The 14,889-nt window shown below is 59.4% G+C and carries 13 protein-coding genes; 1 reads left to right on the top strand and 12 read right to left on the bottom strand.

Translation table 11 applies throughout. From position 1 onward, the window contains the following. Nucleotides 1-13 precede the first annotated feature (13 nt). Nucleotides 14-976 (top strand): NAD(P)H-dependent flavin oxidoreductase, encoded by a 963-nt coding sequence (locus G7W63_RS18755; RefSeq protein ID WP_166261987.1) that lies wholly within the window; start codon nucleotides 14-16, stop codon nucleotides 974-976. A gap of 76 nt (nucleotides 977-1,052) precedes the next feature. Here G7W63_RS18755 and G7W63_RS18750 read toward each other — a convergent pair whose 3' ends face one another. The 12 genes from G7W63_RS18750 to G7W63_RS18695 form a co-directional block, all read right to left on the bottom strand. Further along, nucleotides 1,053-1,835, bottom strand: a complete 783-nt coding sequence (locus G7W63_RS18750) for an enoyl-CoA hydratase/isomerase family protein (protein ID WP_166261985.1) — start codon at nucleotides 1,833-1,835, stop codon at nucleotides 1,053-1,055. Nucleotides 1,836-1,851: 16 nt separating this feature from the next. Further along, complete coding sequence (locus G7W63_RS18745) at nucleotides 1,852-2,940, bottom strand: acyl-CoA dehydrogenase family protein (RefSeq protein WP_166261984.1); 1,089 nt, start codon at nucleotides 2,938-2,940, stop codon at nucleotides 1,852-1,854. A gap of 18 nt (nucleotides 2,941-2,958) precedes the next feature. Next, complete coding sequence (locus G7W63_RS18740) at nucleotides 2,959-4,122, bottom strand: acyl-CoA dehydrogenase family protein (protein ID WP_166261982.1); 1,164 nt, start codon at nucleotides 4,120-4,122, stop codon at nucleotides 2,959-2,961. Further along, nucleotides 4,122-5,705, bottom strand: coding sequence for a class I adenylate-forming enzyme family protein (locus tag G7W63_RS18735; RefSeq protein ID WP_166261980.1), 1,584 nt, complete (start codon nucleotides 5,703-5,705; stop codon nucleotides 4,122-4,124). Before G7W63_RS18735 ends, G7W63_RS18740 begins: the two co-directional genes overlap by 1 nt. A 108-nt stretch (nucleotides 5,706-5,813) precedes the next feature. Then, a complete protein-coding gene (locus tag G7W63_RS18730) occupies nucleotides 5,814-6,287 on the bottom strand; it encodes a PaaI family thioesterase (protein WP_166261978.1) in 474 nt (157 codons plus the stop codon). Nucleotides 6,288-6,417: 130 nt separating this feature from the next. Continuing rightward, a complete protein-coding gene (locus G7W63_RS18725) occupies nucleotides 6,418-7,971 on the bottom strand; it encodes an acyl-CoA synthetase (protein WP_166261976.1) in 1,554 nt (517 codons plus the stop codon). Nucleotides 7,972-8,009: 38 nt separating this feature from the next. Then, complete coding sequence (locus G7W63_RS18720; RefSeq protein WP_166261974.1) at nucleotides 8,010-8,804, bottom strand: enoyl-CoA hydratase/isomerase family protein; 795 nt, start codon at nucleotides 8,802-8,804, stop codon at nucleotides 8,010-8,012. 36 nt (nucleotides 8,805-8,840) lie between these two features. After that, complete coding sequence (locus G7W63_RS18715) at nucleotides 8,841-9,971, bottom strand: CaiB/BaiF CoA transferase family protein (protein ID WP_166261972.1); 1,131 nt, start codon at nucleotides 9,969-9,971, stop codon at nucleotides 8,841-8,843. Nucleotides 9,972-10,062: 91 nt separating this feature from the next. Then, a complete protein-coding gene (locus G7W63_RS18710) occupies nucleotides 10,063-11,289 on the bottom strand; it encodes a CoA transferase (protein WP_166261970.1) in 1,227 nt (408 codons plus the stop codon). Between the two features lies 1 nt (nucleotide 11,290). After that, nucleotides 11,291-12,148, bottom strand: a complete 858-nt coding sequence (locus G7W63_RS18705) for a MaoC family dehydratase (protein WP_166261968.1) — start codon at nucleotides 12,146-12,148, stop codon at nucleotides 11,291-11,293. Nucleotides 12,149-12,211: 63 nt separating this feature from the next. Further along, a complete protein-coding gene (locus G7W63_RS18700; protein ID WP_166262413.1) occupies nucleotides 12,212-13,117 on the bottom strand; it encodes an SDR family NAD(P)-dependent oxidoreductase in 906 nt (301 codons plus the stop codon). Nucleotides 13,118-13,169: 52 nt separating this feature from the next. Beyond that, complete coding sequence (locus G7W63_RS18695) at nucleotides 13,170-14,873, bottom strand: acyl-CoA dehydrogenase family protein (protein WP_207309000.1); 1,704 nt, start codon at nucleotides 14,871-14,873, stop codon at nucleotides 13,170-13,172. Between the last annotated feature and the right edge of the window lie 16 nt (nucleotides 14,874-14,889).

Genomic DNA, 14,889 nt, shown 5'->3' with positions numbered 1-14,889 from the left:
GGAGCAGACTGCCATGAGCCTTCCAGACAACCTCAGGAACCAACTGACACTCCCGGTGCTGTGCTCTCCGATGTTCATCATTTCCAACCCGAAGATGGTCATCGAACAGTGCAAAGCCGGGGTTATCGGATCCTTCCCGGCCCTCAACGCCCGCCCGGCGGAAAAGCTGGATGAGTGGCTGACCGAAATTGAAGAGGCTCTGGCTACCTTCAAAACGGAAAACCCCGAGGCCGTAGTCGCACCCTACGCGGTTAACCAGATTGCGCACTCGACGAACGACCGGCTGGAACACGACATGCAGGTGTGCGTGGAGCACAAGGTGCCCATTATCATCACCAGCCTGCAGGCCAATCCGATGATCGTGGAAGCTGCCCACAGCTATGGCGGGCTGGTGTTTCATGACGTGACGAATATCCGCCACGCCAAAAAGGCCCTGAGTATGGGGGTCGACGGCTTGATACTGGTGACCGCTGGCGCGGGCGGCCACGCCGGTACGTTGAGCCCGTTTGCACTGCTGTCGGAAATACGCAGCTTTTTTGATGGCCCGGTTATCCTCGGTGGCGCCATTACCAAAGGGAACCATGTACTCGCCGCCAGGGCCATGGGCGCCGATCTGGCCTACATGGGCACCCGCTTCATTGCCACCGAGGAAGCCAATGCCGAGCAGGCCTACAAGGACATGATTCTGACGTCGTCCGCATCCGATATCATCTACACCAACCTGTTCACCGGGGTTCACGGCAACTACCTGCGCGGCAGTATTGAAAAGGTCGGCCTGGATCCTGAGAACCTGCCGGTGTCCGACAAGAGCAAGATGAAGTTCGGCTCAGCCGGGGGCAGCAAACCCAAAGCGTGGAAGGATATCTGGGGTGCTGGCCAGGGTGTGGGCGGCATTACGGAGCTGGTGCCGGTTGCGAAAGCCGTAGCCCAGTTACGGGAGGAGTATGAAACTGCCCGGCAGCAAATGAACGACTAGCAAATTGCGACTGCATGCGCAATCACAGGATTCTGCGTGCAGTCGTGCCGGGCAGTTTGCTCTGATCAGGTGATTATCAAGAGCGGTTGAACTTGCCGGGGCGTCTTTCAGCTACGGCAGCCATGCCTTCCTTGTGGTCAGCGGTTTTAGCCAGCCACACCTGCTCGGCAAACTCATGATCCAACCGTTGCTTCAACTCAGCCACCAACCCCTGCCGGAGCGTGGCCCGGGTGGACTCCACTGCGAAGGGTGCGCATTGGGCGATTTCGGTTGCCAAAGCGATGGCTTCTTCCCGCACGTTTTCCGCCGGTACCAGTTTGTCTGCCAGGCCGAATTCCAGGGCCTCCTCCCCTTTGACCCGGCGACCGGTTAACAGCATCAGATTGGCCTTTTGCTGGCCAATCAGTCTTGGTACTACCAGGCTGATGCCAAAACCGGGGTGAATACCAAGCTGCACAAAGTTGGCCGCGAAACGGGCTTCCGGACTCACTACCCTGAAATCCGGCACCAGTGACAGCCCGAACCCACCGCCAATGGCGGCCCCGTGAATGGCACCCACAATCGGTTTTTTACAGGCATACAGACGCGCCGCCGCCTTGTAGAGGCTGATGGCATTGTTGGCTGAATCCGGCTTGAACAGATCGCTGCCGTTGGAGGTAAAATCGGCACCGGCACAGAAGGCCTTGCCCTCGGCCGCCAGCACAATGGCCCGGCACTGGTCATCCTGTTCAAGCGCTTCAAAGGTGTCAGCTATATGCTCGATCAGAGCCACATCGAAAAAGTTGAGCGGCGGACGTCGAATCTCCACTACGGCCACATACCCGTGCCACTGCACTCCAATATCATCAAACGATTTCATCGGTTGTCCTTCTCTGCTAACGGGAAACAATGTCCCAGACACGGCCTTCCGTCTGCCCGGGCGCGCTGGATTGCAGCTCTTCAGCCACGGCCAGACCAATACGCTCTGACCAGTAGAATTCCGAACCGTATTCTTCACGCCAGCTCCATATCCGCCGGCTGTATTGCTGTAAAGGGTACTCATAACTGAAGCCCATGGCGCCATGGCACTGGTGCGCGAGTCGCGATACCGTGCCTGCTGCTTCCGACGCTACAACCTTGGCCGTGGCTATTGAAAGCAGGCTGTCGGCACTGTCGCCGAAGGGCCGGGGGTGCGCTGATAACTCCCGCACCGCCTGCTCTACCGCCGCATTGGCCAGTGCGCTTTCCCCGGCAATATCCGCCACCATGTGCTGAATGGCCTGGAATTTACCCAGGGCCCGGCCGAACTGCTGGCGCTCCTTCACGTACGTGACTGTCAATTCGTTCATTTTCTCCATTGCACCGGCGATCTGACAGGCACGCACCAGGGCGCAGAACTGCCTGAGCCCGTCCTCGCTCATGTCATCCAGTGCTGATGACAATTGCAGCGGTAAAGCCTCTTTCCAGTGAACTCGCGCTCTCGGTTCTCCCGCCAGGCTCTCGCGATGCTCTATCTCTGCGGAGTCCGGGGCAAAAACAGCAATCCGTACGGCCCCCTGATCGGAAACTGGCGCCACCAGGCGTGCCACGCCCGGGGGCATCGGTGCATTTTCGACCAGACCCGTGACTTTGCCATCGGTCAGCATAGGCAGGGCGCCTCCATCAGATACCAGAACCGCCCAGGACTCATCGACCGCAAGCTTACTGTCCGCCAAGACCCGATTGGCCACCAGGGTTTCTGCCAGGGGCGCTGCCAGGGCAAAACCCGCCGCCTGGCGAATCAGATTGAAACCCAGCGCCAGGGAACCGCCTACGCCGCCGGCCTCTTCCGGCACCCAGGCCAGTGGCAGACCCGCCTCAAGAATGGCCTGCATGAGTTTCGTCGGTTCGGTGCCCATCTCTGCGGAGTTAACCACACCGGCAGAACAATGATCCGCAAAAAGCCGATGCGCGGTGTCCATAATGAGCTGATCTGTCTGTTCCATTTCAAACCCCATGGTTGGTTAGCGCAGCCCCATGCCCCGGGCAATGATGCCCTTGAGCACCTCGTTGGTGCCTCCGCGCAGGGTAAATGACGGTTGCCGCAACAGGCTGTCGGCGAGCAGGTAATGGAATTCGTCACCATAGCTCTGCTTGAGCTGAATCGGCCAGAATTCACGCAGGCGCTCGACAATATCCTGCTCGAACCGGGTGCCCAGGTCCTTCACCAGGGAAGCTTCCACTTCCGGGTATTGCCCTTGCTCCAGCAGCGCTGCCACGCCCAGGGACATGGCCCGCAAGGCCCGGATTCGGGCCACCATTGCGCCCATCACCGCCGCCTGATGCCCTGCCATGGAACCGGCCGCCTGCAGGAAGGCTTTTTCCAGAACGACGAAGGTGCTCAGCAGACGTTCCGGACCGGAGCGTTCCAGGGCCAGTTCGCTGGTAATCTGCTTCCAGCCGCCTCCCACCGAACCCAGCACTGCATTCTCCGGCACGAAGACTTTTTCGAAGTGGCTCTCATTGAAGTGTTCGACCCCGCTCATGTCCCGGATACCCCGCACGCTGACCCCCGGGGAGTCCAGCGGCACCAGAAACTGGGTCAGGCCCTCATGGCGGTTTTTGTCATCCCGCTCGCTGGTGCGGGCCAGCACGGTCATGTACTGGCAGATCTGGGCGCCGGACGACCAGAGCTTGGTGCCGGTAATCTGCCAGCCACCCTGCACCTTGTGGGCCCGGGTGCGCACGGAGGCAAGATCCGAACCCGATTCAGGCTCGCTCAGACCCAGAGCCACAAAGCATTCGCCCGCGGCGATGCGGGGTAAGAGCGTGCGTTTCATCTCTTCAGTGCCGGTAGCCAGGATCAAGGGGCCACTCTGGCGATCAGCAATCCAGTGGGCGTGCACCGGTGCCCCGGCCACCAGCAATTCCTCGGTGATCACATAGCGGTGCAAGGCGCTCAGTTCCTGACCGCCATACTGTTTGGGCCAGGTCACTCCCAGCCAGCCCCGCTGGCCCAGTTTTCGGCTGAAGTCCGGATCAATGCCCGAGCACCAGCAGTCAGTGACAGGGCGGAAGCTACCCCTGCGGATTTCCTCGTGCAGAAAGGCCCTGACCTCCCGGCGCAGCCGGTTTACGCTGTCATCAATTACCGGCGCAGGAAAGTTAAAACGGATGGTTTCCGACATCAGGCGTTCTCCCCGATTACCATTTTCCTGAGTTCTGTCTTGAGTATTTTGTTGACGGTGGATACCGGCAACGGCTGATCCATAAAGGTGACAGCCGCCGGGCATTTATAGTGGGCGATCCGCTCCCGGCAGTAGTCAATAATGCCCTGTTCCGACACGCAGGAATCGTCGGCTACCCTCACCACAGCGTGCACCGCCTCACCCCACTTTTCATGGGGTACGCCAATGACGGCGCATTCCTTTATATCCGGATGGCGCGACAGTACGTTCTCGATCTCGATGGGATAGATGTTTTCACCGCCGCTGACGATCATGTCCTTCATCCGGCCCACCAGAAACAGATAGCCGTCGTTATCCAGAAATCCGCTGTCTCCAGTGTAGTACCAGCCATTCACTAACACCGCCCGGGTTAACTCCGGCGCCCGCCAGTAACCCTTCATGATGTTGGCACCACGAACGGCGATCTCCCCGACCTCACCATGCCCCAGGCGCTGCCGGTCCGGTCCGACTACCCGGACATTAACGTGTGGCGCGGCGCGTCCGGCAGAGACCAGGCGTGCCCTGCGCTCAGGCGCCAGGGAGTGGTCATCGGAATTCAGCACCGACACCACGGGAGACGCCTCCGTCATGCCATAGGACTGGCCAAAGCTGGTGCCCGGCAAGACCCGCAAAGCCCGTTCCATCAGGGCGACGGGCATTGGGGCGCCACCGTAAGTGATCAGGCGCAGACTGGACAGGTCGAACTCCGCAAAGCGGGGGTGATCGAGAAGCATCTGCAGCATGGTGGGCACTATCTGAGTGGTATTGATGCGGTAGCTATGCACCAGCTCCATTACCGAAACCACATCAAAGCGGGACAGAATTACGGTATGGATGCCCATCAGCGTGGCTGTATAAACGCGGGAACCGGCGGCCGTATGAAACATCGGCCCTGCCAGCAGATGGGTCTCCCCTTCCTGCAGCCGGTACAGGGATATGCCGCCCATGGCATTGGCAAACTGATTGATATGGGAGAGCATCACGCCCTTGGCCCGGCCAGTGGTACCTCCGGTGTAGAACAGGATCAGCGTATCGTCATTGCCCCCGGCAATCGCCTCGGGCACTGCCTCCTGCTGCAGCAGACTGTCGTAGGAAACCATGCCTTCCGGTGCTTCGTCGGAGCCGGCGTAGACCAGCGCTTCCAGCCAGGGACATGCCTGCCGGATGGCGCGGGCCTGATCGATGTGATGCTCATCCACCACCAGGATTTTCGGCTCTGCATCTTCTATGCACTCCACCATTTCTCTCACCGACAGGCGGAAATTCACCGGAACGATAATGGCCGCCAGCCAGGGCACTGCAAAAAACAGCTCAAACCCCCAGTGGGTGTTATAACCAAGGTAGGCCACACGGTCGCCACGGCTAACGCCCTGGTGTTCCAGAGCGCCTGCTACGGCCTTGCAGCGGGTAAATGTCTCACGCCAGCAATAGGTCGTTCCCTGCCAGGAAACCGAGGGCTTGTTAGGCCAGCAATCGGCCGCCTTTTCCAGCCAGGCCATTGCGGATATTTCCGGTGTCTGTGCTCTTCCACCTGTTACTGACATTCGGCCCCCCGTCCTTCTTTTCTATACGTCATTTAATAGTGTTTCCCATGGCCAAGACATGGCATGGGCAGTAATGGCGAAATGATCGGGGAAAGCTCGGGCGCTGGCCTAAACCGGAGGGGCGCCGTCTTCATTCTCCCCGCCCAGTACGTACCGGAAGGTGCCCGCACCCGTGGCGATCAGCTGATCCTCCCGGGTAACGCGCGCTTCCACAAAGAACATCTTGCGGCCCCGGCTGATGAGGTGAGCTTCTACCCGTATCAACCCGTCCCGGGCCGGGTTCATGAAGTGGGTATTCATGGACACTGTAATACAGCGACGGACATGGCCTGGGACCGGGCACCAGGTGCCGCAGAGGCCACCGGCGGAATCCAGCAGCGACATGAAAACCCCGCCATGGACAAAACCATTGCGGTTCAGGTGCTGTTTGCTCAGGGGGACCGTCAGCACACAGACGTCCTTTCGCCATTCCGCCACAGTAAACCCAAGCGCAGCCCGGAAACCTTCCATGTTGCCGGACTCGGCCTCGAAGTTACCGCTGTCGGCGCTGCTCTCGTCTAGATTTCTGTCGTTTTGCGGCATCGTCCTGCCTTCCCGAATGAATTGACCAGGCTGTCCACCAGCCGTGGTTGGTATGATAGAGGCGTTATATATCTATCCTGAACCATGCTCATCAGACCTATCTGTCAGAAGTTCGCTGGCACCCAGACAGTCAGATCGCCCGACCCGCCTGCTGCCAGTATTTGTCCCGCAGCTTGCGCTTGAAGATCTTGCCCGAATCCTCCCTGGGCAGGTCCATGCCGATCTCTATCTGCCTGGGAACCTTGAAGCCAGCGAGATGCTCCCGCAGGTAGCTTTTTATGTGGTTGGTATCCAGCTCGACGTTGTCCTGTGCTTCCACCACAGCCATCAGCGATTCGCCGAACTCGTCATCCGGGATACCGAAGATGACGCAGTCCTTGAGGCCGGGATAGTTGTGCAGCACCGCTTCGATCTCGGCGGGATAAATGTTCACACCACCGGAGATCACCATGTCCTTTACCCGGTCGGCAATAAAGAGAAAGCCGTCTTCATCCAGGTAACCCATGTCTCCGGAGGTGACGTAGCCGTCCTTCTCCATGGCAGCACGGGCTTCCGGTTTGCGGTTGTAGGTGAAATCCATCAGCGGAAATCGGGAATAGATTTCGCCGATCTGGCCCGGGGGCAGAATATTCCCGTTTTCATCGAGTATGCGGATATCAGCCTCCGGCACCGCTTTGCCAACGCTGCCGGGCTTGGCCAGTGCCTGTTCGGAATTGCAGGCACTGACGGCGCTGGATTCGGTCGAGCCATAGAACTCGTTGATCACCGGACCGAACCATTCGATCATCCGGCGTTTGACATCCGCCGGGCACGGTGCGGCTGCATGAATAATGAATTCCAGGCTCGACAGATCGAATTTATTGCGGACGTCTTCCGGTAACTTGAGCAGCCGGATAAACATGATGGGCACCATGATTGCGGCCGTCAGTCGGTATTCATCAATCAAGGCAAGAAACTCTTCCGAATCGAACTTGGGAATGATCAGCAGCAGGTCGCTGATTTTCGACGCCTGCATGGCATAGCCGTTGGGGGCGCTGTGATAAATCGGCCCCGGCACGGCACAGCGAGCCCCCGGTCCACAGCCATATACCCGGGTACGGAAGTCGCGAATACTGGCGGCGCCTTCGGCATCCAGGGGGATGCGGCGAACGCCTTTCGGATGTCCGGTGGTGCCTGAGGTATAGAGCATGGAAGACGGACCCTGCACGGGCGGGTTCTGAATTGGCTGTTCCGAGTCCAGCAACTGCTGCCAGTCAGTTTCCCCTTCCGGTACCGAGCACTGGTCCACGGGCACACCGAAGGGCTTGCGAATGTCTTCATGGGTTGCCACCACAAGACATCTGACGCCTGCCGGAATGGCATCTCTTATTTTCCGGAACAGATCCGCATGAATGACCAGAACTTGCGCCCCGGAATCGTTCAGTATGTAGGTCAGCTCTTCACCAGCCAGGTGCCAGTTGATGGGTACCGCATAGGCTCCGACATAGTTGGCAGCATGATTGGCGGTCATGAAGTGGATATCATTCCGCATGAAGATGCCCACACACTCGCCGGCGCCTATCCCCAGGTTGCTGAACGCGCTGGCCGCGCGTTTTACATCATGCTGGAACTCTTCATGGGTGAGATGCCGGGTACCGCAAGCAATGCCTTTGAACGTTGTCTTGTCGATTGTGGTCTCTGTCACTGCAACCTCTCCTTGAAACCGGGCACGGTCTGAAGCACTCAGTGCCCTTTAAAGTCCGGCTTGCGTTTCTCGTTGAACGCCACCACACCCTCGATCCAGTCATCGGCCATGACGGTATCCCCAAAGGTTTCAGCCTCGGCCTGCAGTTGCTCTTCCAGGGAATTATCGGAAGCGGCCAGTATCAGTTTCTTGATGTTGCCATAGGCCCGGGTGGGGCCGGCCGCGAGGCGGTCGGCCAACTCCTTGGTGCTGGCCTCAAGCTCTTCTGTCGGTACCACGCGGTTGATCAGGCCCATTCCCAGGGCTTCCTGCGCAGTGAAACGATCCCCCAGAAGGGCAATTTCCATGGCCCGCTTGGTGCCCACCAGTCGCGGTAGATAATAGGAGGCTCCACCATCCGGACTGCTGGCAATTTTGGAATAGGCCAGGGTAAAGAAGGCATCCTCGGATGCCACCACCATGTCGCAGCACAGCGCAAGGCTCACGCCGGCACCGGCCGCGGCACCACGGACACTGGCAATGACCGGTTTGTTCAACCGCCGCATGGCGAACATGATGGTATTGAGACCGTGAATGCGGTTGATAAACGTGAGGCGGCGCTCTTCCGGTGGCAGCTTGGTAAATGCCATGAAGGACTTGACGTCACCCCCCGCCAGAAAGTGCTCACCAGCACCCCGCAAGACGATGCACCGGATGTCATCGTTGAGCTCGGCCTCCTGCAGCCTGTCGCGGATCTCGGCGCGCATGTCCAGTGACAGCGCATTGCGGGCTTCCGGGCGGTTCATGGTCAGGTAGGCGACCCGGCCATCAATTTCAAAATTCAACTCACTCATGGCGTCTGATCCTGTCTGTTGAATAGCGGGCGGTCTTTAGCCGCAGGCTTTTGCGGAGCGCATGGCGGCGAGTTGTTCCGGCCTGAAACCCAACTCACCCAGAACCTCGTCGGTATCCGCACCGTATTGACGGGCAGCGAAGCGGATACCAAGCTCGGTACGACTGAAGCGGGGGGCCGGGGCCGGCTGCTGCATGCCCTCAACATCTATATAGGTGTGCCGGGCCTGGTTGTGGGGGTGGGACTGGGCCTCCTTGATATCCAGTACCGGTGCGAAGCAGATATCCGTGCCTTCCATTAATTCACACCACTGGTCCCGGGTTTTCTGTCTGAACACCTGCTCGAGGGACTGTTTCAGCTCCGGCCAGCGGCTCTTGTCCAGCTGATCACCGAATTCATCCCGGGAAAGGCCTGCCACGCTCATCAGCTGGTCATAGAACTGAGGCTCTATCGAACCGATGGAAACGTATTTGCCATCACTCGTCTCGTAGCAGTTATAAAAGTGGGCCCCGGTGTCCAGGCGATTGGTGCCCCGTTCCAGAGAGTTCAGGCCCATTTCATAGGCCGAATGGAACATCGACATGAGCACGGCGGAGCCGTCGGTCATGGCGGCATCAATAACCTGTCCCTGCCCGGACTTTGCGGTTTCCAGCAACGCTGAAACGATGCCCAGCGCCAGGAACATGCCACCGCCACCGAAATCACCCACCAGATTAAGGGGAGGCACCGGCTTTTCGCCAGCGCGGCCAATGGCGCTGAGGACCCCGGTCAGCGAGATATAGTTGATGTCGTGACCAGCGACTCTGGACAGGGGGCCGTGCTGGCCCCAGCCGGTCATCCGGCCGTAAACGAGACGGGGATTGCGCTGCATGCACGGCTCTGGCCCGATGCCAAGTTTTTCCGTGACCCCGGGGCGAAAGCCTTCAAACAGGGCATCCGCCGTTTCCACCAGTTTAAGCAGGGCCTCGACTCCGTCCTCACTTTTCAGGTTCAGGGCAATGGAGCGCTTGCCCCGGCGACTGCAATCCAGCTTCGGCTTGGGGGCCCGCGCTCCGACCCGCTCTACGCTGATCACTTCGGCTCCAAGGTCAGCCAGAACCATTCCGCAGAATGGCCCCGGGCCAATGCCGGCGAGCTCAATAATCCGTATGCCTTTCAACGGTCCCATCCTGCTCTCCTGTTACCGGTGCCATGGTCCGGCGTCTTGTATTTGTTGTTCAGGCGCCCTGCGGGGATTCGTTGCACAGGTCCCCGCCGCTTTATTGCTCGCTGCTGGCTACCACCTTGTCGTCAAACAGTTTGCCAATCTCCCCGCTGGACAAGCCCAGTGTCTGGGCCAGGATTTCCTCGGTGTGCTCGCCAAGTTTCGGGGCACGCAGAACCGGTTCACGGTTCATGGCGGTGAACCGAAGGGGGTGATCCGGCATCAGGTATTCCCCAATGCCCGGTTGTTCCACCATCTGGAACAGGGGGTTGTCAGTGGAGCAGTCAATGTCTGACGTCACCGTTTCCCTTATGGTCTGGTACTTGCCCCAGCAGACCCCGGTTTTATCAAGTTCAGCACTGACCTGGCTGTAAGGGCGCTGATTGAACCAGGGCTGGAAAATGGCGCTGATTTCCGCACGCCCCTTGTAACGGTCCCCTTCCTTACGGAAGTCCAGGCCCATTCGCTCCTGGAGTTCGTGGATCTGGCTTTCAGTACCGGTTACCGACACCAGGGCCTGCCACTGGTTCGGACTGACCCCGACAACCATGACCCGCTCGCCGTCGCTGCATTCGAAATCATGACCATAGGTACCAAAAATATCGTTGCCTATGGCCTCCCGGTCAGCGTCGTTGATCATGGCTTCCGCGATGTAGCCCAGATTTCCCAGGGTGGCGAGGGCTACGTCGGCCAGGGCGATTTTCACCAGCTGGCCTTCCCCGGTACGGGAGCGATGACGCTCGGCAGCCAGCAGGCCCAGAGCAATCTGCTGTCCGGTGATGACATCCCAGGCGGGCATCGGATTGTTCAATGGCGGGATTTCATCTGCCTTGCCGACACCGGTGATGGAAGGAAAGCCGACCTTGCAGTTGACGGTGTAGTCCAGCGCACTTTTACCGTGACGATCACCGGTGAGGTTCATATAGATCAGGTCTTCCCGGAGCTCTTTCAGGCGCTCATAGGACAACCAGCCTTTGGCCGGAAAATTGGTCAGAAACATACCGCAGTCGTCCCCCGGCAAGGTGATCAACCGGGAAAGAATCTCCTGGCCTTCGGGCCGGCGTATGTCCACCGCAATGGATCGCTTGCCCTTGTTGAGGCTGTGCCAGTACAGACTCTGGTTATCACTGTTGACCGGCCACCGGCGATAGTCGATACCGCCGCCGATGGGGTCGAACCGGATCACATCGGCCCCCAACTGTGCCAGAGTCATGCCCCCCGAGGGGGCCGCCACGAAGGCACTGCCTTCAATCACCCGGAGTCCGGAAAGAATATTCTGCATTTCAGCTCACCTCGGCATAGCCGTTGTTGATGACGACCAGGTCCCGTTCCACCGAGCGACAACGAAAAGCCACCGAATCGCCCTCACGCCAGATTTCGGTACGGATGGTTTCACCAGGATAGACCGGTGCCGAGAAACGCACACGCATCCGGTGGAAGCGGGCCGGGTCGTAGTCACACAGGGTTTTCAGAAGCGCATGGCAGGCGACCCCGAAGGTACACAGACCGTGCAGGATCGGGGCTTCAAAGCCGGCGTCTTTTGCTACGTCCGGGTCGGCGTGAAGCGGATTGTAATCCCCGGAAAGCCGGTAAATCAGAGCCTGCTGGGGCAGCGTAGGCAGCTCGCACGCCAGGTCCGGCGCCCTTTCAGGGAGTGGGTCCGGCTTTGGAGGTTGGGTACCGGCCCCGCCAAAACCACCATCGCCCCGGGCCATGGTGGTCATGGACAGGGTGCACAGGGCTTCATCGGTCGCGGCATCCCTCACGGTACGTTCGGAAAGAATCAGGGCACCCTTGCCTTCGCCCTTGTCGATCACGTCTGTGACCCGGGTGGTGGCGTACACGTGACCCGAGGCTGGCAATGGCTTGTGCATGATCACTTCCTGACCGGCATGGAGCACCTTCACCCAATCGATCCCGGTGTCCGGCTCCTTCGTCCAAAACCCCGGGTAGGCCATCACTACGGCCATGCTGGGCAGCGCCTTCAGGCCTTTCTCGTAAACGAAGGGCAGGCAGTCCCTGTCCAGGGGGTCGATTCCCATCCCTACGCCGAGTGCGTGGAGAATGGTGTCTTTCTCGGTGAACTGATGGTCGATACGCTCGAACCTGCGGTTCAGCAGCTTCTCGTAGCTGATGGCCACTTGCATCCTCCTGTGCCAGATGGCGCTATCCGGGAGACTCCGGATAGCGGCTGCCCAGATCGATCAGAACGGGTCCCAGCTGAAGATGTCAGCGGAACGGCTCAGCGGGTAGAAGTCCGCTTCAAAGGCGGGCATGACCCGGCTCAGAATGGTTTCCGGGGTCCAGCCATCGGATGTGTGAGCAGAACGGATCGGGCGCGGCTGGCTGAACAGGAAAATCTCGTTGTTGCGTACGCCAAAGATCTGCCCCGTCACATGTTTAGCCTGGTCACTGCAAAGGGAGACCACCAGGCTGGAAATCTTGTCCGGTGTCATCTTCTGGATCTTCGCGACACGCTCTCTCTGGGCCTCATCATCGGTCGGAATACTGCCGATCAGACGGCTCCAGGCGAACGGCGCAATACAGTTCGAGGTAACTCCGAACCGCTCCATGTCCAGCGCCATGGATTTGGACAGGCCCACGATGCCCATCTTGGCGGCCGAGTAGTTAGCCTGGCCAAAGTTACCGATCAGGCCGGAGGTGGACGTCATATTTACAAAAGTGCCACTGCCCTGCTGCCGGAAGTGCGGCGCCGCCGCCCGGGATACATTAAAGGTCCCCTTGAGGTGCACGGACAGAACAGACTCGAAGTCCTGCTCCGACATCTTGTGGAAAATGCCATCCCGAAGGTTACCGGCATTGTTCACCACGCAGTCAATCTGACCGAAGGTATCAATAGCCGTCTGGATGATGGCCTGACCTCCTTCCCACTCCGTTACGCTGTCAAAGCTCGCCACCGCCTCGCCGCCGGCTTCCTTGACCGCGGATACAACTTCGTCAGCAGGGGCCTGGTCGTTACCTGCGCCATCCGCTCCGCCACCAATATCGTTAACCACCACTCTGGCGCCGTGCTCCGCGAGCATCAGGCAGGTTGCGCGCCCGATACCACGACCACCACCGGTCACAACGATGACTTTTCCATCAAGCATTTTCTTGTCGCTCACAGCGTTCTCCTTAGAAGTTCTCGTGTAGTTTCCTGTCTCAAGCCTGGGCAACCAGATTCCTGGCAATGACTTTCAGAGCGAGGGTTTCTTCCGCGCCCTCAAAAATAGGCAGCACCCGCGCATCAACAAAGTAGCGGCTGACGTCGGTTTCTTCGGCATAGCCCATGCCCCCGTGTATCTGCATGGCCTCCCGGGTGACCCACTCTGCGGCACGGCAGGTAAACAGCTTCACCAGGCTGGCCTCAACCTGACCGCCGCCTTCGTCCATCAGGCGGGCGACCGCGTAGCTGAACTGGCGGGAGGCAGTCAGGGTGGACATCATCCGGCCCAGCTTTACCTGGGTAAGCTGGTAATCACCCACCGCCTTACCGAAAACTTTGCGGTCTTTGGCGTAACTGAGTGCCTTTTCGAAGGCTGCCTGCATCACACCGGTTGCCCGGGCGGCGGTCTGGATTCGTCCGCCGGCAAAGCCAGCCATGGTGAAATAAAACCCTTGGCCTCTGCCTTTCTCACCGCCAATCAGACCCTCGGCAGGAACAAAATAGTCCTCGAAGAAAACGTCGTAGGAGTGCATGCCCCGGTAGCCCAGGGTGGCTATCGCCTTGCCGGAAATAACGCCACCGCCAGGCTGCTGATGGTGGAACTCATGGCCCGGAGCGGGGGGTTTTTCGACCAGGAACAGACTCAGCCCGCGATGGCCCAGGGACGGGTCCGGTTCACTGCGGGCCATGGCCAGCAACATCCCGGCCTTGCCCGCGAAGGTGCACCAGGTCTTGCTGCCATTGAGTAGCCAGCCGCCTTCGACCTGCGTCGCCTTCAAACCGAGCGAGGCCACGTCAGACCCGTAATCGGGCTCGGTGATGGCGATGGCACACAGGGTTTCACCTGAGGCAATCCGCGGTAGCCATTCCTGCTGCTGTTGCTCGGTGCCACCTTGCAGCAGGGCCTTGGCAGCTATTTCCGGGCGGGTAATCAGACTGCCCGCTGCCCCCAGTGAAGCCCGGGAGAGCTCTTCGGTCACCACAATCATGCCAAGGCTGTCGGGTTTATCATCGGGTAGCAGGCCGCCAAAACGTTCGGGAATGCTGATACCGAAACAGCCCAGCTCCGCAGCAGGCTTCAGAATCTCGTCAGGAATATCCAGGTCGTGGCGGTGGATTTCCCCGGCGAGCGGCACCACGACATCGGCCGCGAAGCGGGCAAACATGTCCCGCACCATTTCCTTCTCTTCACCAAGAGTGGAAGGCAGACGGGTGCTGCCACGCTCCGCCACGGTTGCTCCGATAGCCGCCAGGAAGTCGCTGGATCCAAACGCTTCAATCAGCTTCTGGATATCCCTGTCGTTATACAAACCCACGACCGAGGCACGATCAAGGCCGGTATCTCCAGCCCGGGCCAATATGCGCTGAATGGCCGAGGGCACCGCTTCCGCGCAGAACGCCAGCGCCACCTCCCGGGCAAGTTCATCCTGCGCGCAGGTCTCTGCTGCGTAATGACAGACGGCATCACACGCCGACAGTTCTGCTGCGCAGAAGGCCACCTCGTAACAGCTCAGCTGGTGACGATCAAGTAAATCCGAATTTAGGCGACCGTCGATGGTGCAAAAGTTCTTGAGGTTCCTAAGGGCCAGGTCCAGTTGCTGCCGGACCTTATCGAGACTGCGCCGGGCCACGGCCAGTGATTCGTCGTTGCTGGCCGGGGACGCCGGGGACATAGCAGTAGCTTTCTGTGTCTGGCTCATCAGGTCACCTGTTCCT

This window comes from Marinobacter salicampi (assembly GCF_011074795.1).
Lineage (GTDB): Bacteria > Pseudomonadota > Gammaproteobacteria > Pseudomonadales > Oleiphilaceae > Marinobacter > Marinobacter salicampi.
Note: the sequence above shows the minus strand (reverse complement) of the source record. Positions and strands in the feature narration are given on the sequence as shown.